This is a genomic window from Roseovarius nitratireducens, assembly GCF_002925845.1.
In the GTDB taxonomy this organism is placed as follows: Bacteria; Pseudomonadota; Alphaproteobacteria; order Rhodobacterales; family Rhodobacteraceae; genus Roseovarius; species Roseovarius nitratireducens.
Window position 1 is genome coordinate 292,504 of sequence record NZ_PDNI01000065.1, and the last position, 22,603, is coordinate 315,106.

Consider the following 22,603-nt stretch of genomic DNA (forward strand, 5'->3'; position numbering starts at 1 on the left):
TCAGCCTTGCAACAACTCGGCCCGCATCTCCTCGATCAGATCGAGCGCCTCGGCCCGCGTGTTGCGGATGTTGGGGCGGAAGCCCTGGCTTTCGGCGCGCAGGCGGATGTCCTGCTCGGTCTCGGACCCCGCGGCATACCGCGCCGATCCAAGCGATGCCGCCTCGTTGAGCCGCTTGCCGCGATGCGCGTAGCGCACCCATGCCGCGGGCAGGATCCGGCAACCGTTGAGGTTGACGAGGAAGAACCACTTGCGCTCGGTTTCCCGGATGCGGGCCTCGATATGGTCGTAGACGTGATCGACATCGCGCCCGTGATGGAAGGTGAAATCCGAGAAATCCGCCTCCATGATGCGCCGCCCGGGATCGAAGCTGATCCTGCGCGCGATCTCTTCGTCGCTGTGGCTGGGGGGGCGGATCACGCGCTTGCGCCGCGTGCTGGGGAAACCGGCGAGGCGTTCGAGCGCGGCCTCGCGGGTCAGGCACAGGTTGGGGTCAAAGGCTTCGGTATCGGCGGCGCGTTCGATCTGGCGGCGCGTCTCGTCGGAGGCGTCGAACCGCACCGAGCCCATAGAATGCGCGTAGTTGAGCGCGCGGCCGCGGCGCGAATAGGCGATCCATGCCGCCGGGTCGATGCGGGTGCCGTTGAGGTTGACGAGGAAAAACCAGAGGTCTTCGCCGGTGTCGCCGATGCGTGCCTCGAGCCGGTCGTAGACCCGGTTGACGGTGGCGGAATCCTCGAAATGGAGCCCCGAGAAATCGACCTCCATCACCTGGATGTCAGGGTGAAAGGCGATCCGGCGGTCGAGTGCGGCATCGTCGAGCGCCGCGGGTGCGTCTGTCGGGGGCGTCATGGCAGGGCCTCGGGCAAGATATGTGTCGGTATACAAAAGAGCACCGTTTATGCGCCGAACGCCGGTTTCAAACAATTGGTCAAGCTGTCGCAACGTAAGGCGGCAGGCAGAGGATGACGCGATGACCCAGTATTTCGACGAGTTGGAGACGCGCAGCAGCGCAGCCCGGGCCGAGGCGCTGGCCCGCGCCCTGCCCGAACAGATCGCCCGCGCGCAAGCCCTGCCCGGCTATGCCGGCGCGCTCGACGGGGTCGAGGCGGCGCGGGTAACGGATGCGGGCGCGCTCGCCACGCTGCCGGTGCTGCGCAAGTCCGATTTGGGGCGCGCGCAGGGCGCGGCGGCCCCCTTCGGCGGGCTGACCGGGCGGCCCGCGCATGGTTTCGCCCATGTCTTTCAGTCGCCCGGCCCGATCTACGAGCCGGGCGGCGACAGCCATGACTGGTGGCGGGTGGGCCGGTTCCTGCATGCCTGTGGCGTGGGGCCGGGCGATATCGTGCAGAACTGCTTTTCCTATCACCTCGTGCCCGCCGGCATGATCTTCGAGAACGGGGCGCGGGCGGTGGGCGCGGCGGTGCTGCCTGCGGGCACCGGGCAGACCGAGTTGCAGGCGCGTGCGGCGCATGACGTGGGCGTGACCGCCTATGCCGGGACGCCCGATTACCTGAAGGTGATCCTCGACAAGGCGGACGAGATGGGCCTCGCGCTCAACATCACCAAGGCGGCGGTGGGGGGCGGCGCGCTGTTTCCGTCGCTGCGCGCCGAATATGCCGAGCGCGGCATCGCCTGCCTGCAATGCTATGCCACCGCCGACCTGGGTAATATCGCCTATGAAAGCGCCGCGCAGGACGGGATGATCGTGGACGAGGGCGTGATCGTCGAGATCGTGCGCCCCGGCACCGGCGACCCGGTCCCGCATGGCGAGGTCGGCGAGGTGGTGGTGACCACGCTCAACCCCGATTATCCGCTGATCCGCTTTGCCACCGGCGACCTGAGCGCGGTGATGGAGGGGACAAGCCCGTGCGGCCGCACCAACATGCGCATCAAGGGCTGGATGGGCCGCGCCGACCAGACCACCAAGATCAAGGGCATGTTCGTGCGCCCCGAGCAGGTGGCCGCACTGGTGGCGCGTCATGACGGGATCGGGCGCGCCCGCGTGATCGCCAGCCGCGAGGGCGAGGCGGACGTGATGACCGTGCGGATCGAGGCCACGGGCGGTGAGGCCGATCACTATGCCGGGGCGGTGAGCGAGGTGCTCAAGCTCAAGGGCCGGATCGAGATCGTGCCGCCGGGCAGCCTGCCCAATGATGGCAAGGTGATCGAGGATTTGCGCAATTACGAGTGAGTTAGTAGAGTGGGGCATGTTGCAACGTAAACTTTTCTCGGCGGTCTTGTGGTTCTGCGTGGTGGCAGGGCCATCGCTTGCCGCCGATCTGGCGCTGATCCTCGATACCCGTGCGCAGGGTGACCGGCGTTCGGCGGTGGCGTTCGACCCGGGCGCGGCGCTGGAGCAGGCCGGGTTCGAGGTGGTGGCCCCCAAGGGCGAGGATATCGCGCCGCTGCGCGCCGCCGCGCTCGATCTCGAGGCACGGATCACGGCGGGCGAGGTGGCGCGGCTGGTGATCCTCGCCGCCGGAGAGATGGCCGGGGACGGGCAGGATAGCTGGCTGTTGCCGGAGGATGTGGGCACGGTCTCGCGGCTGCGGATCGGCGCGGCGGGGCTGTCGGTCAATGCGCTCTCGGCGATTGCCGGGGCGGTGGAGGGGCCCGCCGTGCTGATTCTGGCACCCGAGGAGGGCGAAGCGGCGGGCGCGGGGCTGAGACCGGGGCTGTCGGGATTCTCCGAAGTGCCGGGCGTGACCTATGCCATCGGCCCGCGCAAGGGCATCGCCGCGCTGCTGGGCGGACCCTTGCTCGCCCCCGGGACGAGCTTTGCCGGGGTGGCGCGCGCGGCACCGGACGGCGTCATCCTGTCGGGCAACCTGTCGGGCGAGATGGGTCTGATGGGGCCGGGGCCGAACATGGTGCCCGAGGCGCAACTGGCCGAGGCGCGCGAGGATGGCTTCTGGCAGGCGGTCGAGGCGCTGGACACGGTGGCGGCCTATGATGCCTATATCGCCACCTATCCCGAGGGGCGTTACCTCTCACAGGCGCGCGAGCGCCGCGACTGGCTGCGCGACGCGCCCGGGCGTGACGCCCGCAGCGCCGAGGCGGCGCTGGGCCTGACCCGTACGGCGCGGCGCGACGTGCAGCGGTGGCTGGCGGTGCTGGGGTTCTACGAGCGGGGCATCGACGGGATTTTCGGACGCGGCACGCGCGGCGCGATCGCCACGTGGCAAGAACAGGCAGGCGTGGAGCCGACCGGCTATCTCGACCGCGCCGACCTTGCGCGGCTGCGCGCGGACGCGACCGCCCGTCAGCGCGAGATCGAAGAGGAAGAGCGCCGGCAGCAGATGCAGGAGGAGCGCCGCGACCGCGCGTATTGGCGCGACACCGGGCGCGGCGAGGACGAGGCGGGGCTGCGCGCCTATCTCGACCGCTATCCCGAAGGGCTTTTCGCCGAGACTGCCCGCGCCCGGCTCGACGAGATCGAAGAGGCCCGGCGCGACGCGATCGACCGGGCGGCGCGCGCCGACTGGCAGGCCGCACGCGAGGCCGACACGGCCGAGGCCTATGCCGCCTTCCTGCGCGATCATCCCAAGAGCCGCTTTGCCGAGGAGGCGCGCGCGCGCCTCGACGAGATCGAGCGGGGTCGCGCCGAGAATCAGGCCATCGCGCAGGCGCGCGAGGAAGAGAAGATCTATGCCGGGGCCGAGGTGGTGCGTATCCTGATCGAGCGCCGGCTGGCGCAGGTCGGGGCCGAACCGGGGCCGGTGGACGGTCGGTTCACCGAGGAGACGCGCGCGGCGATCCGCCGCTTCCAGCGCAGTCGTGGCCTGCCGGTCACGGGCCATATCTCGCAGGCGACAGCGGCGGCGCTGATGGGGATGCGCTGAGCGGCGTCAGGTAAAGCGGTTGGCGTCATAGGGGGCGAGATCCAGATTGGGGCGCTTGCCACCGATCAGGTCGGCCACCATGCGCCCGGTGCGCGGCCCCGCCGTCAGCCCGACATGCTGATGCCCGAAGGCGGCAAAGACGCCCGTCGCGCCGATCTCGCCGATCAGCGGCAGGCTGTCGGGGGTCGAGGGGCGCGGGCCCATCCATTCCTCTGCCGCCTCGAACCGCAGATCGGGAAAGACGCGGGCGATCTCGCGCCGGATCATGGCAAAGGGCGCGCGCGACGGGGCTGCGTCGGGATCGCCCAATTCCACCGTACCGGCGCAGCGCAACCCGGTGGCCATCGGCGTCACCGCGAACTTGCCCCGTGCCATCATCAGCGGCTGGCGCGGCAGGGCCGAGGGCCGGGCGAGGTGCAGGTGATAGCCGCGCTCGGCGGCCAGCGGCACCTTGAGGCCGAGTTTCTTCATCAGCGGCCCGGACCAGACCCCCGCCGCCAGCACCGCCGCGTCGCAGGCCAAGGGGCCCTGATCGGTCAGCACCTGCGTGATGCGCCCGTCGGCGAGGGTGACATCGCGCGCCTCGGCTTGCAGGTACCGCCCGCCTTCGGCCTGAAAGACGGCTGCGAGATCGGCCATGTAGGCGCCCGGATCGCGCACATGCCCCTGCCCGCGCAACATCGCGAGGCATCCGATGGCGGGGCCTGCGAGCGGCTCCGCCTCCTGCACCGCCGCGCCCTCGATCACCTCGGGGATGAACCCCGCCTCGCGCTTGGCCTGCCAGCCATAGGCATCGGCCTCATAGGCGGCGCGGCTGTCATAGGCATAGGCGAGATCGCTGGTGGCGAGCCACTTCTCGGCCTCGGTGCCGCGCACCAGCGCACGGTGCTGATCGACGCTGTCGGTGACCAGCGGGATCAGCCCCTCTGTCATGCGCGCGGCGTCGCGCGGGTTGGCGTTGCGCGCGAATTGCCACAGCCACGGGGCGAGGCGCGGCAGGTCGCGCCAGCGCAGCCAGAGCGGCGCGCCGGGATCGGCGAGATACTTGAGCGCCGTGGTCAGAATGCCCGGCGTGTTGACCGGCACGATGGCCCATTGCGCCATCAGCCCGGCATTGCCCTGCGATGCCCCGGCGCCGGGCGCATCGCGGTCGATGAGCGTGACGCGGTGGCCCGCACGGGTAAGCCATATGGCCGAGGCGAGACCACAGATGCCGGCGCCGATGACGACGATGGTGCGGGGATGGCTCATGCGCGAGGGGCTCCTTCGGGGGATAGTACGCCGCCAAGGAAGCCCAGCCCGCGCGCCGGTGCAAGCCCTGTCATGGCACAGGGGTGGAAATGGCGTGGAGCGGACGTTGAACGTCAAGCGCTGAGCCGCGCCATCGCATGTCCGCGGGCAGGCGACCCGACGGTTTTTCAATGCGCTTTATTTCTGCTTTCCCGCAAAAGATTTAGTCGGCGCGCTGGCTTTACCATATCGCCTGTCCGTCACGCCAAAGGCGTGCCGATACAGGTTGGCGCACCTCCGGTGCGACGGGCGGACATGCGATGGCGCGGCGGCCTTCGGCCTTGAATCCGCGCCGGGACCAAATCCCGAACGACCGCTCCAGGCCAAGGGCGGCCCCCGGCCCGCCTCAGGCGGTGAGGCCCTCCGGCTCCGCCAGGCCATTCGCGCGGCAGCAGGCGGTCACGGTGTTGGCCAGCAGGCAGGCGATGGTCATCGGCCCCACGCCGCCCGGCACCGGGGTGATCGCGCCCGCCACCGCCGCGCAGCTGTCGAAATGGCAATCGCCCACCAGCCGGGTCTTGACGCTGCCATCCTCGTTGGTGCCGCGTTCCGGCGCCTCGATCCGGTTGATGCCGACGTCGATCACCGTGGCCCCCGGCTTGATCCACTCGCCCGGCACCATTTCCGGGCGGCCGACGGCGGCCACCACGATATCGGCGCGGCGCACCACGTCAGGCAGGTCGCGGGTGCGCGAATGCGCGATGGTCACGGTGCAGCTCTCGCCCAGCAGAAGCTGCGCCATCGGCTTGCCGACGATGTTGGAGCGCCCGACCACCACCGCATCCAGCCCGCTCAGCGATCCCAGGTGGTCGCGCAGCATCATCAGGCAGCCCAACGGCGTGCAGGGCACCATGCTTTTCTGCCCGGTGCCCAGCAGGCCGACGTTGGAGATGTGAAAGCCGTCCACGTCCTTGGCGGGGTCGATGGAATTGATCACGAGGTCCGAATCGATATGCCCGGGCAGCGGCAGTTGCACGAGGATGCCATGCACGTCCGCATCGTTGTTGAGCGTGTCGATGAGCGCCAGCAGGTCGGCCTGCGAGGTGTCGGCATCCAGCTTGTGCTCGTAGGAGTTCATCCCCGCCTCGACGGTCTGCTTGCCCTTGGAGCGGACGTAGACCTGGCTGGCCGGGTCCTCGCCCACCAGCACCACGGCGAGGCCGGGGGTGATGCCGTGCGCCTCCTTCAGCCGGCTGACGTGATCGCCCACCTTGCCCCGGATGGTGGCCGCAAAGGCCTTGCCGTCGATGATCGTCGCGCTCATTGCCCGTGTCCTTTCCGTTATTCTGCCGCGCCGGTATAGGTGGCGCGGTAATGCTCCATCTGCATCCGCGTGGCCAGCACCGCGTTCTGCATCAGCACCGACACCGTCACCGGCCCCACCCCGCCCGGCACCGGCGTGATCCAGCCCGCCACCTCGGCGCAGCTATCGAAATCGGCGTCGCCCACCGTCTTGCCGCCCTCCGGCGTCTCGACCCGGTTGATGCCGATGTCAATGAGCGCCGCGCCGGGCTTGAGCATCTCGCCGGTGACCAGCCCGGGCTTGCCCACTGCCACGAACACCACGTCCGAGGCGCGCGAATGCATCGGCACCGAGCGTGTCATGTGATGGCACACCGTCACCGTCGCGCCCAGCCCCATCATCAGAAAGGCAATCGGCTTGCCGACGATCTCGGAATGCCCGATCACCGTCACGTCCAGCCCCTCGAGGCCGAGCGGCAGCGTCTTGAGGATTTCCACCGCCGCCACCGCGGTGCACGGCCCGAGCGCGAGATCGTTGTAGACGATATTGCCGATCGAGGCGGGGTGCATCCCCTCCACGTCCTTGAGCGGGTGCACCGCCTTTTGCAGCGCCTTGACCGGGATATGCGCGGGCAGCGGACGCTGGATGATGATGCCGTTGACGCGCGGGTCGGCGTTGAGCCCGGTCAGCACCCCGGTCAACTGCTCCAGCGAGATGTCCGCGGGATAGGCGCGGGTCTCGAATTCCACCCCCGCCTGCTCGGCCGCGCGGCCCTGGTTGCGCACGTAGATTTCGGCGGCGGCGGTGTCGCCCACGCTGACCGACACCAGCCGCGGCATCCAGCCCGTCTCGGCCAGCGCCTGCGCCTGCGCACGGGTGTCCGCGCGCATGCGGGTGGCGATGGCCTTGCCGTCGATGACCTGTGCGCGCATGTCGCTCTCCCGCCAACGTGTCGCGGGGCCCGGTCGCCTGCGCGACACGGGCCCCGCGGAGAGGATCAGAACAAGCCTTCGATCTGGCCCGCATCGTTGAGGCGGATGTTCTCCGCCGCCGGGCGCGAGGGCAGGCCCGGCATGGTCATGATCTCACCACAGACCACCACGACGAACCCCGCCCCTGCCGACAGCCGCACCTCGCGGATCGGCACCGAATGCCCGGTGGGCGCGCCGCGCCGGTTCGGGTCGGTGGTAAAGCTGTATTGCGTCTTGGCCATGCAAACGGGCAGGTTGCCATAGCCCTGCGCCTCCCAGTCCTTCAACTGGTTGCGGATCTTGGCATCGGCCAGCACCTCGTCGGCGCGGTAGATCGACTTGGCGATGCGCTCGATCTTGTCGAACAGCGGCAGCTCGTCGCGGTAAAGCGGGGCGAATTGCGAGGCGCCGCTCTCGGCGATCTCGATCACCTTCTGCGCCAGCGCCTCGGCACCCTCGCCGCCGTACTCCCAGTGGCGGCTGAGCACCGCCTCGCTGCCCTGCGTCTCGACATAGGCCTTGACCGCCGCGATCTCGGCATCGGTGTCGGTGACGAAATGGTTGATCGCCACGACCACCGGCACGCCAAAGGACTTGAGGTTGCCGATATGCCGCCCGAGATTGGCGCAGCCCTCCTCGACGGCCTCGACATTCTCGGCCCCCAGATCGGCCTTGGCCACGCCGCCATTCATCTTCATCGCCCGCACGGTCGCCACCAGAACCACGCAATCGGGCGCGAGCCCGGCCTTGCGGCACTTGATGTTCATGAACTTCTCGGCGCCCAGATCGGCGCCAAAGCCCGCTTCGGTCACCACGTAATCGCTCAGCCGCAGCGCGGTGTTGGTGGCAATGACCGAGTTGCAGCCATGCGCGATGTTGGCGAACGGCCCGCCATGCACGAAGGCGGGGTTGTTCTCCAGCGTCTGCACCAGGTTGGGCTGCATCGCGTCCTTCAGCAGCACGGTCATCGCGCCCTCGGCCTTGATGTCGCGGCAGAATACCGGCGTCTTGTCGCGGCGATAGGCCACGATCATCGCGCCGAGCCGCTCCTCGAGATCCTTGAGGTTCTTCGACAGGCACAGGATCGCCATCACCTCCGACGCGACGGTGATGTCGAACCCGCCCTCGCGCGGAAAGCCGTTGGCGACGCCGCCGAGGCTCACGTTGATCTGCCGCAGCGCGCGGTCGTTCATGTCCACCACCCGGCGCCAGACCACCCGGCGCACGTCGATATCCTGCTCGTTGCCCCAGTAGATGTGGTTGTCGATCATCGCCGACAGCAGGCTGTGCGCGCTGGTGATGGCGTGGAAATCGCCGGTGAAATGGAGGTTCATGTCCTCCATCGGCACGACCTGCGCGCGCCCGCCGCCCGCGGCGCCGCCCTTCATGCCGAAATTCGGGCCGAGGCTCGCCTCGCGGATGCAGACCGTGGCCTTCTTGCCAAGACGGTTCAGCCCGTCACCGAGCCCCACGGTGGTGGTGGTCTTGCCCTCGCCCGCGGGGGTGGGGTTGATCGCGGTCACGAGGATCAGCTTGCCGGTCTTGTTGCCCTCCACCGAATCGATGAAATCCTGGCTCACCTTGGCCTTGTCATGGCCGTAGGGCAGCAGGTGATCGGACGGGATGCCCAGCTTGGCACCGATCTCCTGGATCGGTTTCTTCTGGGCTTCGCGCGCGATCTCGATGTCGGATTTATAGCTCATGTCCGGTCCTTTCCCTGGGCGGGGTGGGGGTTTGCGTCACCCCCGCCTATAACGGCTTTGCCCACGCACGAGAGAGGCGAATCCGACATATCCCGCCCCACTTGCGGCGGGCTGTCGCAGGCGCGCGTCAGCTGCGCATACAATCGTGTTCCGACCATGCCGGCTGATCGGGGATGTGCAGTCGCAGCATCTCGCCCAGCGCGATTCGCCCCTCGCGCTCGACCCAGGCGGTGACGCCCCGCCGCCCCTCCGACGCTGGCTTGAAGCCCTTGCCAAGCCCCGGCATGTGCCGCTCGATCACCCGGGCAGGCAGTTGGCAGGGGCGGTTCTCCATGTCGATCACGAGGGTCGCGCCCGACGGCCCTTGCAGGCGCGACGAGGGCGGCACATGGGTGAAATCGGGGATGCCCTCGATCACCAGCGACGCGCCCAGCCAGGCGGGCGCGAGCGCCTCCACCCCCATCTCCGCCGCGATCGCCGCCATCTCCTCGGCCGACAGCACCGACAATTGCCGCACGTTGGCGATCTCGGTGTCCCGGGGGTGCTGCGCCACGACCCGGCTGCACGAGGGCCGCGTGCGTCCGCCATGCGCCTCGCCCGCGATCCCGGCGAATGTCAGATCGGCCGCCTCCAGCGGCTCTGCCTCCAGCCGCGCCTCGCGATCCGTCACCCGGCCCAGCCACACCACACGCGCGGTGAACTCCGTCGGTTTCAATGCCGGCATGGCCGCCCTCCGCGCTTCATCTTGCCAGAAATATCCGCCCCGCAGGGCCGCTTTCCATCCCGCTCAGACCGTGAGGGTAAAGAACAGCCGCCGGAACGGGAACAGCACCGTGCCATCGGCGCGCACCGGATAGGCGGTGTGCATCACCTCCTCGTAGCGGCGGATGATCTCGGCCTTCTCGTCCGGCTCCAGCATCGCCAGCACCGGGCGGGCATAGGTGCTCTCGGTGTAGCGGCGCACCGGGTGGCTGCCCGGCTCGGCGGTCAGGCGCTGGTAGTAATCGGTCTCCCACAGCCGTAACTGCCCCAGCCCGGCCAGCAACTCCTCGTAGCGCACCGGTGCCATCACGCCGGGGGTGCCCATCTTGCCGGTCCCGCCGGGGCGGAACTCCTCGGCAAGGCTCAGCCAGACGCGGTGCGAGGGCGCCTTGTTCTGATGCGGCATCTGCACGGCGAGCGTGCCGCCCTTGCCCAGCATCCCGGCCAGCCGGGGCATCAGCACCTCGTGGTTGCCGACCCAGTGCAGCACCGCGTTGGAATAGATCATCCCCGGCGCGCGGCGCGGGTGCCACTCGGCGATGTCGGCCTGCTGGATCGCGTCGTATCCGCCCCCCGCCCGCGCCTTTTCCAGCATGGCGGGGCTCGCATCCACGCCGATCAGGCTGCGCCCGGGGGCACGGGCGCGCAACGCGTCGGCCATCGCCCCGTTGCCGCAGCCAAGGTCGACCACCTCGCCCGCCCCCATCTGCCCGACCGCGTTCAACAAATCGAGAGCGGGGCGCAGACGCTGATCCCGGAACCGTGCATAGGCCCCGGGATTCCAGTCCTGCTGCTGGGGCGCGGCCCGGCTCACGTCGAGGGCTCGGGCTCCAGCCCGCCATCGCCGCCCTCACCGCCGCGCGAGGATTTGGGCTTGGTCTTGGGAACGGCGATGACAGAGGGTTTCTCGGTCACCGGTGCGCTGCCCTCGTCGTCGCCCGGTTCCGGCGGATCGCCCGCCATCACGCGGCGAATCTCGTCGCCGGTCAGCGTCTCGTATTCCAGCAGTCCCTCGGCCAGCCGCTCCCATTCCTTGCGGCGCTCCTCGAGGATAGACTTGGCTTTCTGGTAGGCCTCGTCGATGAGGCGGCGCACCTCCTCCTCGATCAGCTCCTTGGTATGCGCCGAGATCGAGAAGCCACCAGCGGCATTGCCCATGTAGCCCTCGTGCGCCTGCTCGTAATCGACATTGCCGACCTTGTCCGACATACCCCAGCGCATCACCATCGCGCGCGCCAGCCCGCTGGCCTGCTGAATGTCGCCCGCCGGGCCGTTCGAGACGTTGTCCTCGCCGTACTTGAGGATTTCCGCCGCCTTGCCGGCCATCGTCATCGCCAGCTTTTCCTCGCATTCCGAGCGGTGCCAGTTCAGCCGGTCGATCTCGGGCAGGCTGACAACCATGCCCAGCGCGCCGCCGCGCGGGATGATCGTCGCCTTGTACACGGGGTCGCATTTCGGCAGGGTGAGTCCCACCACCGCGTGCCCGGCCTCGTGAAACGCGGTCTTTTCCTTCTGGTCGTCGGTCAGCACCATCGAGCGGCGCTCGGCCCCCATCATCACCTTGTCCTTGGCATTCTCGAAATCGACCATGGTGACAAACCGGCGGCCTACCCGCGCGGCGGTCAGCGCCGCCTCGTTGACGAGGTTGGCGAGGTCCGCACCGGAGAATCCGGGCGTGCCGCGCGCGATCAGGCGCAGGTCAACATCCGGGCCCAGCGGCGTCTTGCGGGCATGCACGCCGAGGATCTTCTCGCGGCCCTTGATGTCGGGGTTGGGCACCGTCACCTGCCGGTCGAAACGGCCGGGGCGCAGCAGCGCGGGGTCCAGCACGTCCTTGCGGTTGGTGGCGGCGATGATGATCACGCCCTCGTTGCTCTCGAACCCGTCCATTTCCACCAGAAGCTGGTTCAGCGTCTGCTCGCGCTCGTCATTGCCGCCGCCATAGCCCGCGCCACGGTGGCGGCCCACGGCGTCGATCTCGTCGATGAAGACGATACAGGGCGCGTTCTTCTTGGCCTGCTCGAACATGTCGCGCACGCGCGAGGCGCCCACGCCCACGAACATCTCGACAAAATCGGAACCCGAGATGGTAAAGAACGGCACCCCCGCCTCGCCCGCGATGGCGCGCGCGAGCAGCGTCTTGCCGGTGCCCGGCGGGCCCACCAGTAGCGCGCCCTTGGGGATCTGCCCGCCAAGGCGGCGGAATTTCTGCGGGTTGCGCAGGAACTCGACGATCTCCTCAAGCTCTTCCTTCGCCTCGTCGATACCGGCCACGTCGTCGAAGGTGACGCGCCCGCTCTTCTCGGTCAGCATCTTTGCCTTGGACTTGCCAAAGCCCATCGCACCGCCCTTGCCGCCGCCCTGCATCCGGTTCATGAAATAAATCCACACGCCGATCAGCAGCAGGAACGGCAGGAGCGAGATCAGGAAGGACTGGAACCCCGATTGATCCTGGCTCTCGGCCTTGACGGCAACGCCGTTCTCGATCAGCCGCTGCGTGATCTCGGCATCCTCGGGGCGGATGGTGGTGTATTGCGCACCGTCGGTGCCGCGGTAGCGGATCGTCTCGCCGTCGATCGTGGCCTCGCTGACCGAGCCTTTATCGACCGCGGTCACGAACTCCGAGTAGGGGACCGCCTGGCTTTGCAGCGTGTTGCCCGATCCGCTGAACAGGTTGAACAGTGCCAGGATCAGCAGGAACAGGATCAGCCAGAAGGCGATGTTGCGCGCGTTACCCAATATAGATCTCCCGAAATGAGGTCATCGTGCCCATAGCACGGGGCGTTAGTACCTTAAATAGATATTGGCCGCCGGGGTTCAATGAAAGAATGGGCTTTTGAACGGTCGCTGCCCGTGGCGCGCGGTCGCGGATATGCGCCTGCTTGCCGCGAAATGCCTCAGCCAGAAACCCTGTCCAGATAATCCCCGAACCCGCGCAGCAGGTCCAGCCGCCAGCCATTGGGCCACCCCGCCAGCGGCGCGGCAACGAGGGTATCGCCCCGCCACAGCCCCGGGCTCGCCAGTGCCGAGCCGTGCGGCAGCCCGCCCGCGCGCCAGTCAGGGCAGGCGCGCAGGCCCACGGGCCCCAGTGCCGCCACCGTGGCCCGCCCGGGGCCACCCTTGGCGCGCCAGCGCCCGTCCCACACGGCCCCGGCGGGCGCGCGCAGCCCCGCCACCGCGCGGTATTCCCGCGCCAGCCGCAGATGATCGCGCCCGGCGCTCAGCACGCAGCCCTGCAAATTCATGCGCCGCCCCGCGCGCGCGGCCTCGAGAAACGCCACCCCCGCCGCACCGCGCGGCGGATAATCCTGCCCGGTCATCCACGCGATCCCCGCCAGCAACAGCCGCCGCGCCGTCTCGTCGGGGAGGGCATCGAAACCGTCGCGCCGCCACAGAAGGTCGCCGCCCTCCTCCCGCGCGATTTCCTCCGCCGCGCGGCGGGCGCAGACGCCGAGCGCCACGCGCGCCTCGCGCAGCCGCCCCGCCGCCGCCGCCAGCGTCCCGGCATCGAGGCCGAGCGGCCCGAGCGTGGCCAGCGCGGCGCGCGCGCGGGTGCGGTCGTAGGCCGGATCATCGTTGGTGGGATCGTCTGCCCACGCCACCCCCCGCGTCCGCAGCATGTCGCGCAGGTCATCGCGCCCGAGCATCAGCATGGGCCGATGAAAGGTGACACCCTCCGCGCACCAGCGCGCCCGCATCGCCGCCAGCCCGTCCACGCCCGCACCCCGCGCCAGCCGCATGAGAAAGGTCTCGGCCACGTCGTCGGCGGTGTGGCCGATGGCCACGTCCGCGATCCCCTGCCGCCGCGCCCATCCCGCCAGCAGCCGGTAGCGCGCGCGCCGCGCCGCATCGGGCAGGTTGCCCCGCGCCCCCTGCCCGTCCCAGCGCAGGCTATCGTGGCCGATCCCCAACCCGGCACAAGCCCGCGCCACCTGCGCGGCCTCGTCGCGCGCCTCGGGGCGCAGCCCATGATCGACGGTCGCCACGCGCAGGGCGGGGCCGCCCTCTTCGCGCCAGTCATCGAGGATGTGCAACAGCGCCAGCGAATCGCTGCCGCCCGATACCGCCACGCCCAAGACCTCGGGCGGGGCCGCGCCGAAATGCGCGCGCACCGCCCCCCCGAGCGCCGCGCCCTCGCCGCTCACGAACAGTCGAGCCGGGCCATCTCCGCCTCTGCCTCGGCCACCGCTTCCGCACCGGGATAGCGCGGCGCGACCTGCCCCAGCGTCACGCAGGCGTCCTCGGTCTGGCCCAGCCGCCCCAGTGCCCGGCCCAGCAGGTAGAGCGCCTGCGCCGCCTCCGGGCCGTCTGGCGCGGCGCTGAACGTGTCGAGAAAGGCGCGTGCCGCGGCGCCTTGCTGCCCGTCCGCCTCGAGCGCCCGGCCCCGCAACAACCTCGCCTGCCCGCTCAGCGGGCTGCCGGGGTAATCGGCGAGGAAGGTCGCGAGTTGCTCGGCGGCCTGCGCGTGCTCGCCGGCCTCGAAGGCCGCTTGCGCGCGCTCGAAATCATCGCGCTCGCCCACGGCGAGCTGCGGGCCGTCGCTCTCGTCCCCGCCGTCTCCCGCGCCGGGACTCGTGCCGCCACCCGTGTTGGGGGCCACCCCGCCCAGCGTGTCGCCCGGCTCCAGCCCGGCGATGTCGCAGCCCGGCTCCATCTCGCAGAGGCGAAACTCCAGGTCGCCCACGCGGTTGGTGCCGTCGCGCACCACCCGGTCGATGCGGAATTCCAGCTCCTCGGTCTTGCCCGTCAGCCGCTCCACCTGGGCCTCGATCGCGTTGACGCGGTCGAGCATCGGGCCGCCACCCGCCGGCTGCGCGGCCCCGCCCGTGGTGCTCAGCTCGCGCTTGAGCTTCTGCAACTCGACGAACAGCACCGTCAGTTCCTGCCGGATGTCGGCCAGCGTTTCAGCGCCCTGCGCCGCCGCCCCTGCGGGGGCGAGGAGCAGCGTTAGCGCGATGGCCTTGAGCGTTGCGCGCATGGCTCCGGCCTCAGCTTACGGACCCGGCGGCGAGCACCGTCACCGCGCGCCGGTTCTTGGTATAGCACGCCTCTTCGCTGCAAATCTCGATCGGGCGTTCCTTGCCATAGCTCACGGTGCGCAGCCGGTTGTCGGCCACGCCGCGGCTGACGAGGTAATCGCGCACCGAGTTCGCCCGCCGCGCGCCCAGCGCGAGGTTGTATTCGCGCGTGCCCTGCTCGTCGGCATGGCCTTCGATGACGGCGGTGTAATCGCTGTTGGTCATCAGCCATTGCGCCTGCGCGTCAAGCGTGGACTGCGCCTGCGCCGACAGCGTGGACTGGTCCACGGCGAACAGCACGCGGTCGCCAACGGCCTGCTGGAAGTAGGCCGACGACGTCGGGTCCGAGGCCGCGCCCGACAGCCCGGCACCGCCCGTGCCGGAACCGTCGCCGTCGGCGAACCGGTCGGGATTGGTGCAGGCGGCGAGCGCCAGTCCGGCCACCAGGATGATCGTCTTGCTCAGATAGGTCATGTTGCATTTTCCCTTTTCATTATACGTGTCATACCACAGGCCGCAGCCCAAGAAAACGCGCGCTCTCGCACACGCCGGTCACTCCTGCAGCGGCCCCCATGAGGGGTCGCTCGCGCCGCCATTCGTGGGCACCTGCCGCAGGTTGCGGCCGGTGATATCCACCGTGTAGAGCCGCGCCTCGCCCTGTTCTCCCCGCGTCTCGCGGGTGAACATGATGACGCGGCCATTGGGCGCCCATGTCGGCCCCTCGTCGAGGAAGGACGCGGTGAGAAGCCGCTCCTCGCTGCCATCGGTGCGCATCACGCCGATATGAAAACGGCCCTCCGCCTGCTTGGTAAAGGCGACGAGATCGCCGCGCGGCGACCAGACCGGCGTGCCATAGCGCCCGCGGCCAAAGCTGATGCGCTGCGCCTCGCCGCCGCGCGCCTCCATGATGTAGAGTTGCGGGCTGCCCGAGCGGTCACTCTCGAACACGATGCGGCTGCCGTCCGGGCTGTAGCTGGGCGCGGTCTCGATCGAGGGCGCGTTGGTCAGCCGCACGCTGGCACCGCTGGCGATGTCCATCGTGTAGAGGTCCGTATTGCCGCCCTGCGTCAGCGAATAGAGCACCGTGCGCCCGTCGGGCGAAAAGCGCGGGGCGAAACTCATCGTGCCGTCCAGGGTGGGCAGCGCCCGGCGGCCCACATCGGCCACGTCGAGCAGGTAGATGCGCGGGAACCCCGTCTCGTAGCTGGTATAGAGCACCCGGTCGCCGGTGGGCGAGAAGCGCGGCGCCAGCACGATGGTCGAGGCATCGGTGAGATAACGCAGGTTCGCGCCGTCGTAATCCACGATCGCCAGCCGCTTGGCGCGCTCGCCCTTGGGGCCGCTTTCCGACACGAACACCACGCGGCTGTCGAAATATCCGCCTTCGCCGGTGATCCGGGAATAGACCTGGTCGGCCACCTTGTGCGCGATCCGCCGCCAGCCGTCCTCTTCGCCCACTAGCTGCTGGCCGCGGCCCAGCTCCTGCCCGGCAAACACGTCGTGGATGCGGAACTTGACCACCACCCGCCCGGCGCCGTCGAGGCTCACCGCGCCGGTGACCAGCGCCTGCGCGTTGATCGCGCGCCAGTCGGCAAACTGCACCGGGCTGTCGAAATTGGTGATGCGGCCGATATGCGCCTCGGCGGGGATCTCGCGAAACAGGCCGGTGCCGCTCAGGTCGGCGGCGATGACGCGCGCGATGCGGGTGGCTAAATCGCGCGCCTGCGCACTCTCGGCCACGAGATCGGGCACGGCAAACGGCATCGGCTCGATGACGCCCTCGGTGATCTCGAGTCGGAGCGGGCCGGAATTCTCCTGGGCGGTGGCTGGCATCGCCCAGAACGTCAGGGCCGCGAGGAGGGTCAGGAAAGAACGTATCATTTGATCCTCATTTTCTCCGGGTTGAATGTCATTTCGATGTCGCGCCACTGCGCGTATTTCTCCTGGGGCAGATCGAAGCCGTCGGCACCGCAGCGGATGATCGCGCGGCGCGCCGCCTCGTAGGCCTGCTGCGCGGCGCTGGCAGAGCCGCCGGTATGGCTCAGCATGCGGATGCTGGACATCTCGGGCTTGCCTGTCTCCGCCATGCTCACGGCGACGACGACCGTGGTGGCCAGCGCATCGGAACTGAGGCTGCCCACGTTCCAGCATTGTTGCACGGCCACGCGCAGCGCGTCCTTTTCCCCGGCCGACAACGGCGGGCCGGACGGGCGGCGCTCCGCCGGGGCGCTGTCCTGCCCCAGCGCGGCGGCGAGCGCGTCGCTCACCGCGTCGCGGTCCGTGTCGGGCGGGGTCGGCTCTGGCGGGGTCGGCTCTGGCGGGGCGGTCGCTGTCTCGGTATCGGCTTCCGCCTCCGCCAGGCGCGTGGGCCGCGCGCGCGGGCGGACCGAGGCGGTGGGCACCGGGGTCTCGGGCCGCTCGGCCTCGGTGACGATCTCGGTCGTGGCTTCCTCGGGGGCGGTCGCCTCCTGCTGGTCCTCGACCGCGTCGGCCCCCTCCTCGGGGGCCACCTCGGGGCGGGCCACGTCATCCACCCGCACATCCGGCTCGGACGGGGCCACCGGCTCGGGGGCCACGCGCGGCGCGGGGCGCGGCTGCGGACGCAGCGATGTCTCGGGCACCAGCGCGGCGGTGTCCTCGGACGGAGCGGTCAGTGCGGGGGGCGTGTCGGTCACATCCGTCGGTGCCGGGGCGGGGCGCTCGGGCGCCTCGGGGCGCGCGTCGGGGGGCGGCGTATCGCTCACCTCGGGCCGGTTCACCTCGGGGGCGGCATCGGTCCCGGACGACAGCGCCGGTGCCGCCTCGCCCGCCTCGGGGGGCTCGGGGGTGTCGACATCGGCCGCCGCCTCGGGCGCGCTCTGCCGGGCCATGATGGCGGCATATTCCTCGGACGACACCGCCACCGCCTCGACCACCTCCACCTGCGGCGGATCGGACTGGAGAACGCCCCCGAAAAAGACCCACCCGATCACCGCCAGGTGGGCCGTTCCCGATATGATCTGTCCGGTGTTCACCCGCGGCACCCCCGGCCTAGCCGTCCCGCCCGTCGAGCGCGGGGCCGCCGGTCTCCGTCACCAGCCCGATATTGGCAAATCCGCCGCGGTTGAGCGCACCCATCACCTCCATCACCACGCTGTAGGGCGCATTGCCGTCGGCGCGCAGGAACACCCGCGTGCCCTCGCGCTCGGCGGCGATGGCGCGCAGCCGCGGCAAAAGTTCACCGCGCGGCACGTCGGTGGTCTGGATACTCACCCGCCCGTCGGCGCCCACCGTCACGGTGAGCGGCTCCTCCTGCTCGCCCGGCAGCGCGTTGGCGGCGGTTTTCGGCAATTCCACCGGCACGCCCACCACCAGCAGCGGCGCGGCCACCATGAAGATGATGAGCAGCACCAGCATCACGTCCACGAACGGTGTGACGTTGATCTCGGCCATCGGTCGCGTGCGTCCGCGTCCGCGCCTGCGCCGCCCGCCGCTCTCCCGGTGCTGAACGACCCCCGCCCCCATCGTCAGCTATCCAACTGGCGGCTGAGGATGGTCGCGAACTCGTCGGCAAAGGCCTCGTAGCCCGCCACGATCCGGTCGGAATCGGCGCTCAGCTTGTTGTAGAAGATCACCGCCGGGATCGCCGCCAACAGCCCCAGCGCGGTGGCCAGAAGCGCCTCGGCGATACCGGGTGCGACCACCACAAGGCTGGTGTTCTGCTGTGCCGCGATGGCCATGAAGGAGTGCATGATCCCCCACACCGTGCCAAACAGCCCGATGAACGGCGCGGTGGAGCCCACGGTCGCAAGCACCTGCAACCCGCCCTGCAGGTTGTCGGCCTCCTTGGCGATGGCCACGTCCATGGAGCGGTCGATCCGCGCGGCCGCGCCCGCGATCAATTCGCCATCGTTGCGGTGGCTGCGCCGCCATTCCGTCATCCCGGCAGCGAATATGCGCTCGGACTGCCCGGCAGGGTCCGGCCCGATCTCGTCAAACAGGCCGTCAAGCGGTTCGCCAGACCAGAAACGACGATCGAACACGCCGGCCTCGCGGCGCGCGCGGCGATAGGTTATCAGCTTCTGAATGATGATCGACCACGCCCAGAACGATGCGATGATCAGGATCAGCATCACCAGTTTCACGATGAACGTGGCGCGCGCGAACAGCGCCCACATGGAGAAATCCATCTCCTGCGCCAATGCGAGGGTTTCCGCTTCCATTTGCCTGCCTTCATGCCTCTCGTGGCCGTTTCCCGACCTTATCAAGAGCAAATTACCCGATTTCCAAGGGGAAAGCCATGCGCATCCGCCCGCTCACGCGCGATTGAACGTAACGGACCGCGCTTGCGGCGGATATTCGCTTGCAAGGGACGTTCAGTCGCGCTCGATCAGCATGTAGCCACGCCCTTGCACCGTGCGGATGCGCCGTGCGCCCGCCTCGGCGTCGGCAAACAGCTTGCGGCGCAGGCGGTTGATGATTCCGTCCACCGCGCGATCGTTGATCGTGCGGCCGCCGCCCCGCGCCGCGGCGATGATCCGCTCGCGCGAGAGCACCTCGTTGGTCCGCCCGGCAAGCAGCATCAGCACGTCGAACTCTCCCTTGCTGAGCTTGACCGGACGCTTGCCCACTCTCACGAGGCGCAGCACGTCGCAGATCTCGATATCGTCCACCTGCCGCAGGAAGTCTCCTGGCCCCGGGCGCGCGCGGCGCACTTCCGCGGGCGTGACGACGGTGCGCCGCAGGATCGTGTGCACCCGCGCGCTCAACTCTCGCGGGCGCACCGGCTTCACCATGCAGTCGTCGGCCCCCATCTCGAGCGCGAGGATGGCGTCGATCTCGTCGGCGCTCTGGCGCAGCATCAGGATGCCGACGGTCGAGTCGTTGCGCAGCTCGCGCACCACGTCAAAGCCGTCCCGCCCCAACGCCCGGTCGCCCACGAGGTAGATATCCACCGCCTTGCGCTTTACCGCTGTGGGGATGTTCAACGCCTTGTGACATGGCGCGAGCCGAAATCCCTCGTTGCTCAGACAGCCCGCCACCATGGTCGTATGCGCACGATCATCGTCAAGAATCATGGCGGTCAGATCGACCAAGAATCGCTCCTTTCAGAAAAATATGTTATTAATCATAGGTATTAGACTAACATATACTCCAGCTTCAGTCAACCTTCGGGATAGTATTCTTCAATAATTTCAACTCTATGATTTCACAAACTGCAAGCGTGCGTTTGCACAACCTTAGACAACCCTGCCGCATTTCGGACAAATTTCGAAGAATAATGGTTAACGTTGCGATAACTGACGAAACACAACCACAGGCTGAAATTGCCGGGGCCAAGAAAAAGTAGGAAGGAGTAGAAAAATGAGTATCCAGTTCTTCACTCCACGCGGACCGAAGAATGAGATCATAAGGCTGCCCACCGCCCTGCGCAAAACCGTGCGCTGGCTGCCGCAGATTGGCGATGTCTTTCCCGATTTCAGCGTCGAGACGACCGAAGGCGACCTGAATTTCTGGGAATGGGCAGAAGGTTCGTGGATTCATCTGTTCAGCCACCCGGCGGCCAATACCCCGGTCTGCACCACCGAGATGGCGGCGATCACGGCGCTTTCCGAGGACTGGCAAAAGATAAACGTCAAGCATCTCGCGCTCAGCGGGTCGAGCCTCGACGAACAGCACAGCTGGCACGCCGATATCGCGCGGCTGTTCGGGCTGGAGGTCGATTTCCCCTGCGCCCACGATTCGGGACTGCAACTGTCGCGCCTGTTCGGCATGATGCACGACAAGGAGGACGCCAACCGCCCCATCCGCAAGAGCTTCCTGATCGACCCCGGAATGCGCGTTGCGATGCTGTTCGAATACCCGCTCTTCGTCGGACGCAATATCGAGGAGGTGCTGCGCGTGGCCAAGGCGCTGCAAATGCACGCCGATACCGGCGCGGCAACGCCCGCCGACTGGCAGGGCGGCGACATGGTCATCATCCCCGACAACCGCTCCGAGCAGGAAGTGATCCGCCAGTTCGGCACCGCGTCCGAGCTGCTTTTGCCCTATTTGCGCGTGACCGGCGCAACCTGATCCCGCGGCTGATCGAGGATGGCAGCGGGCAGGCGCACCGGGCGGCCCGCCCGCGACAGGCAGGCCACCGTCACCACCGCGCGAAACAGCAGATCCTCGCCGCGCCATACCGATTGCGCCATCTCCAGCCGGGCCCCCGTCGCGCGCAGCGTCCGCGTCTCGATCCCGAGCGCATCGTCAAGCCGCGCAGGCGCGAGAAAATCCGCCTCCACCCGCCGCACGACAAACACGGTGCCCGCCTCGCGCATGGCATTCTGGTCCAACCCCAGATCGCGCACCCACGCGCTACGGGCGCGCTCGATGAATTTCAGGAAATTGGCGTGATAGACGATGCCGCCCATGTCGGTATCCTCGTAATGGACCTGGACAGCATAGCGATGGGTCATGGCCTGCCTCTCCTGTTGCGCGCCGCAGCCTAGGATCGCGACCCGGTCAGGTCCAGCCGAATGAGACGGCGCCTCGTGCCGAACGCATCGGGGATGGTCCCGACGCGGTGCCCCGGGCCCGTACCTCCGGCAATCCCCCGCCGATCCGCCCGCAAACAGCCCTTTCGCCCGGCCCGCACGCCCCCTATAACGGCGCATGGCCCTGGGGCATCCCCGAGTCGCGGGGCCTTTCACCTATGGGGCAACAGGATACGGGCACAGATGGCGATGTTTGACAGAATTCCGAGCTTCTTTTCCTCGGACATGGCGATTGATCTCGGCACCGCCAACACACTCGTCTACGTCAAGGGCCGCGGCATTATCCTCAACGAGCCCTCGGTCGTGGCCTACCACGTCAAGGACGGGGTCAAGAGGGTGCTCGCCGTGGGCGAGGACGCCAAGCTCATGCTGGGCCGCACCCCCGGTAGCATCGAGGCCATCCGGCCCATGCGCGAGGGCGTGATCGCCGATTTCGACACCGCCGAGGCGATGATCAAGCACTTCATCCGCAAGGTGCACAAGCGCTCGACCTTCTCCAAGCCCAAGATCATCGTCTGCGTCCCGCACGGCGCCACCCCGGTCGAGAAACGCGCCATCCGCCAGTCGGTGCTGTCGGCCGGGGCCCGCCGCGCCGGGCTCATCGCCGAGCCCATCGCCGCGGCCATCGGCGCGGGCATGCCGATCACCGATCCCACCGGCTCGATGGTCGTCGATATCGGCGGCGGCACCACCGAGGTGGCGGTGCTGTCCCTCGGCGATATCGTCTATGCCCGCTCGGTGCGGGTGGGCGGCGACCGCATGGACGAGGCGATCATCAACTACCTGCGCCGCCAGCAGAACCTGCTGGTGGGCGAATCCACCGCCGAGCGGATCAAGACCACCATCGGCACCGCGCGGATGCCCGATGACGGGCGCGGCGCGTCGATCCGGGTGCGCGGGCGCGACCTCCTGAACGGCGTGCCCAAGGAGACCGAGATCAGCCAGGCGCAGGTGGCCGAAGCACTGGCCGAACCGGTGCAGCAGATCACCGAGGCGGTGATGACCGCGCTCGAGGCGACGCCGCCGGACCTCGCCGCCGATATCGTGGATCGCGGGGTGATGCTGACGGGCGGCGGGGCGCTTCTGGGCGATCTCGACCTGGCGCTGCGCGAGCAGACCGGGCTCGCCGTCTCGATCGCCGATGACAGCCTCAACTGCGTGGCACTGGGCACCGGCAAGGCGCTCGAATTCGAGAAACAGCTGCGCCACGCGATTGACTACGACAGTTAACCGGCCCACCTTTTAACGCTAAA

General features: G+C 68.7%; 21 protein-coding genes. 4 read left to right on the plus strand and 17 right to left on the minus strand.

What is annotated here, in order from left to right:
* Positions 1-852, minus strand: coding sequence for a hypothetical protein (locus CRJ03_RS14220; RefSeq protein ID WP_104019529.1), 852 nt, complete (start codon positions 850-852; stop codon positions 1-3).
* A gap of 121 nt (positions 853-973) precedes the next feature.
* On the opposite strand from CRJ03_RS14220, the gene CRJ03_RS14225 reads away from it, so the two are divergent.
* Both CRJ03_RS14225 and CRJ03_RS14230 read left to right on the plus strand, forming a co-directional pair.
* Positions 974-2,194, plus strand: a complete 1,221-nt coding sequence (locus tag CRJ03_RS14225; RefSeq protein WP_104019530.1) for a phenylacetate--CoA ligase family protein — start codon at positions 974-976, stop codon at positions 2,192-2,194.
* A gap of 16 nt (positions 2,195-2,210) precedes the next feature.
* On the plus strand, positions 2,211-3,845 hold the full coding sequence (locus CRJ03_RS14230) for a peptidoglycan-binding domain-containing protein (RefSeq protein WP_104019531.1): 1,635 nt from the start codon (positions 2,211-2,213) through the stop codon (positions 3,843-3,845).
* 6 nt (positions 3,846-3,851) lie between these two features.
* Here the strand turns inward: CRJ03_RS14230 and CRJ03_RS14235 are convergent, their stop codons facing one another.
* The 15 genes from CRJ03_RS14235 to CRJ03_RS14305 all read right to left on the minus strand — a co-directional run bounded on the left by CRJ03_RS14235 (position 3,852) and on the right by CRJ03_RS14305 (position 19,907).
* Positions 3,852-5,096 (minus strand): NAD(P)/FAD-dependent oxidoreductase, encoded by a 1,245-nt coding sequence (locus CRJ03_RS14235; protein WP_104019532.1) that lies wholly within the window; start codon positions 5,094-5,096, stop codon positions 3,852-3,854.
* A gap of 385 nt (positions 5,097-5,481) precedes the next feature.
* Positions 5,482-6,399 (minus strand): bifunctional methylenetetrahydrofolate dehydrogenase/methenyltetrahydrofolate cyclohydrolase FolD, encoded by a 918-nt coding sequence (gene folD, locus CRJ03_RS14240; protein WP_104019533.1) that lies wholly within the window; start codon positions 6,397-6,399, stop codon positions 5,482-5,484.
* 17 nt (positions 6,400-6,416) lie between these two features.
* Positions 6,417-7,310, minus strand: a complete 894-nt coding sequence (locus tag CRJ03_RS14245) for a bifunctional 5,10-methylenetetrahydrofolate dehydrogenase/5,10-methenyltetrahydrofolate cyclohydrolase (protein ID WP_104019534.1) — start codon at positions 7,308-7,310, stop codon at positions 6,417-6,419.
* 65 nt (positions 7,311-7,375) lie between these two features.
* Positions 7,376-9,052, minus strand: a complete 1,677-nt coding sequence (locus CRJ03_RS14250) for a formate--tetrahydrofolate ligase (protein WP_104019535.1) — start codon at positions 9,050-9,052, stop codon at positions 7,376-7,378.
* A 127-nt stretch (positions 9,053-9,179) separates the two neighbouring features.
* Positions 9,180-9,776: an MOSC domain-containing protein gene (locus CRJ03_RS14255; protein ID WP_104019536.1), complete on the minus strand. Its 597-nt coding sequence runs from the start codon at positions 9,774-9,776 to the stop codon at positions 9,180-9,182.
* Between the two features lie 63 nt (positions 9,777-9,839).
* Entirely contained in the window at positions 9,840-10,628 is a 789-nt protein-coding gene (locus tag CRJ03_RS14260) for a methyltransferase domain-containing protein (protein ID WP_104019537.1), read from the minus strand.
* Positions 10,625-12,553: an ATP-dependent zinc metalloprotease FtsH gene (ftsH, locus tag CRJ03_RS14265; RefSeq protein WP_104019538.1), complete on the minus strand. Its 1,929-nt coding sequence runs from the start codon at positions 12,551-12,553 to the stop codon at positions 10,625-10,627. Before ftsH ends, CRJ03_RS14260 begins: the two co-directional genes overlap by 4 nt.
* A 158-nt stretch (positions 12,554-12,711) precedes the next feature.
* Positions 12,712-13,959: a tRNA lysidine(34) synthetase TilS gene (gene tilS, locus CRJ03_RS14270; protein WP_104019539.1), complete on the minus strand. Its 1,248-nt coding sequence runs from the start codon at positions 13,957-13,959 to the stop codon at positions 12,712-12,714.
* The gene (gene ybgF, locus CRJ03_RS14275) at positions 13,956-14,792 is read right to left on the minus strand and encodes a tol-pal system protein YbgF (RefSeq protein WP_104019540.1); all 837 of its coding nucleotides are present in this window, start codon (positions 14,790-14,792) and stop codon (positions 13,956-13,958) included. Before ybgF ends, tilS begins: the two co-directional genes overlap by 4 nt.
* A 10-nt stretch (positions 14,793-14,802) precedes the next feature.
* The gene (gene pal, locus CRJ03_RS14280; RefSeq protein ID WP_104019541.1) at positions 14,803-15,306 is read right to left on the minus strand and encodes a peptidoglycan-associated lipoprotein Pal; all 504 of its coding nucleotides are present in this window, start codon (positions 15,304-15,306) and stop codon (positions 14,803-14,805) included.
* 78 nt (positions 15,307-15,384) lie between these two features.
* A complete protein-coding gene (gene tolB / locus CRJ03_RS14285; protein WP_104019542.1) occupies positions 15,385-16,713 on the minus strand; it encodes a Tol-Pal system beta propeller repeat protein TolB in 1,329 nt (442 codons plus the stop codon).
* The gene (tolA, locus tag CRJ03_RS14290) at positions 16,710-17,846 is read right to left on the minus strand and encodes a cell envelope integrity protein TolA (protein WP_129590289.1); all 1,137 of its coding nucleotides are present in this window, start codon (positions 17,844-17,846) and stop codon (positions 16,710-16,712) included. Before tolA ends, tolB begins: the two co-directional genes overlap by 4 nt.
* 16 nt (positions 17,847-17,862) lie before the next feature.
* Positions 17,863-18,336 carry an ExbD/TolR family protein gene (locus CRJ03_RS14295; RefSeq protein WP_104019544.1) on the minus strand — a complete coding sequence of 158 codons (474 nt, stop codon included), beginning with the start codon at positions 18,334-18,336 and terminating at the stop codon, positions 17,863-17,865.
* A 2-nt stretch (positions 18,337-18,338) separates the two neighbouring features.
* A complete protein-coding gene (gene tolQ, locus CRJ03_RS14300; RefSeq protein WP_104019545.1) occupies positions 18,339-19,034 on the minus strand; it encodes a protein TolQ in 696 nt (231 codons plus the stop codon).
* 153 nt (positions 19,035-19,187) lie between these two features.
* Entirely contained in the window at positions 19,188-19,907 is a 720-nt protein-coding gene (locus tag CRJ03_RS14305) for a response regulator transcription factor (protein WP_240611682.1), read from the minus strand.
* Positions 19,908-20,175: 268 nt separating this feature from the next.
* Between CRJ03_RS14305 and CRJ03_RS14310 the strand changes: the two genes are divergently transcribed.
* Positions 20,176-20,886, plus strand: a complete 711-nt coding sequence (locus CRJ03_RS14310; protein WP_104019546.1) for a redoxin domain-containing protein — start codon at positions 20,176-20,178, stop codon at positions 20,884-20,886.
* Here CRJ03_RS14310 and ybgC read toward each other — a convergent pair.
* A complete protein-coding gene (gene ybgC, locus CRJ03_RS14315; RefSeq protein WP_104019547.1) occupies positions 20,859-21,272 on the minus strand; it encodes a tol-pal system-associated acyl-CoA thioesterase in 414 nt (137 codons plus the stop codon). The two genes, CRJ03_RS14310 and ybgC, sit on opposite strands and share 28 nt — an antisense overlap.
* A 261-nt stretch (positions 21,273-21,533) precedes the next feature.
* Here ybgC and CRJ03_RS14320 point away from each other — a divergent pair, with 261 nt between their 5' ends.
* On the plus strand, positions 21,534-22,580 hold the full coding sequence (locus tag CRJ03_RS14320) for a rod shape-determining protein (protein WP_104019548.1): 1,047 nt from the start codon (positions 21,534-21,536) through the stop codon (positions 22,578-22,580).
* Positions 22,581-22,603: the final 23 nt, after the last annotated feature.

Coding starts and splice junctions, on each gene's coding strand:
- CRJ03_RS14220 (WP_104019529.1), bottom strand. CDS start 852: ATGACGCCCCCGACAGACGCACCCGCGGCGCTCGACGATGCCGCACTC.
- ybgC (WP_104019547.1), bottom strand. CDS start 21,272: ATGACCCATCGCTATGCTGTCCAGGTCCATTACGAGGATACCGACATG.
- CRJ03_RS14255 (WP_104019536.1), bottom strand. CDS start 9,776: ATGCCGGCATTGAAACCGACGGAGTTCACCGCGCGTGTGGTGTGGCTG.
- ybgF (WP_104019540.1), bottom strand. CDS start 14,792: ATGCGCGCAACGCTCAAGGCCATCGCGCTAACGCTGCTCCTCGCCCCC.
- CRJ03_RS14310 (WP_104019546.1), top strand. CDS start 20,176: ATGAGTATCCAGTTCTTCACTCCACGCGGACCGAAGAATGAGATCATA.
- folD (WP_104019533.1), bottom strand. CDS start 6,399: ATGAGCGCGACGATCATCGACGGCAAGGCCTTTGCGGCCACCATCCGG.
- CRJ03_RS14230 (WP_104019531.1), top strand. CDS start 2,211: ATGTTGCAACGTAAACTTTTCTCGGCGGTCTTGTGGTTCTGCGTGGTG.
- CRJ03_RS14250 (WP_104019535.1), bottom strand. CDS start 9,052: ATGAGCTATAAATCCGACATCGAGATCGCGCGCGAAGCCCAGAAGAAA.
- CRJ03_RS14235 (WP_104019532.1), bottom strand. CDS start 5,096: ATGAGCCATCCCCGCACCATCGTCGTCATCGGCGCCGGCATCTGTGGT.
- tolB (WP_104019542.1), bottom strand. CDS start 16,713: ATGATACGTTCTTTCCTGACCCTCCTCGCGGCCCTGACGTTCTGGGCG.
- CRJ03_RS14295 (WP_104019544.1), bottom strand. CDS start 18,336: ATGGGGGCGGGGGTCGTTCAGCACCGGGAGAGCGGCGGGCGGCGCAGG.
- CRJ03_RS14225 (WP_104019530.1), top strand. CDS start 974: ATGACCCAGTATTTCGACGAGTTGGAGACGCGCAGCAGCGCAGCCCGG.
- pal (WP_104019541.1), bottom strand. CDS start 15,306: ATGACCTATCTGAGCAAGACGATCATCCTGGTGGCCGGACTGGCGCTC.
- tolQ (WP_104019545.1), bottom strand. CDS start 19,034: ATGGAAGCGGAAACCCTCGCATTGGCGCAGGAGATGGATTTCTCCATG.
- CRJ03_RS14320 (WP_104019548.1), top strand. CDS start 21,534: ATGGCGATGTTTGACAGAATTCCGAGCTTCTTTTCCTCGGACATGGCG.
- CRJ03_RS14245 (WP_104019534.1), bottom strand. CDS start 7,310: ATGCGCGCACAGGTCATCGACGGCAAGGCCATCGCCACCCGCATGCGC.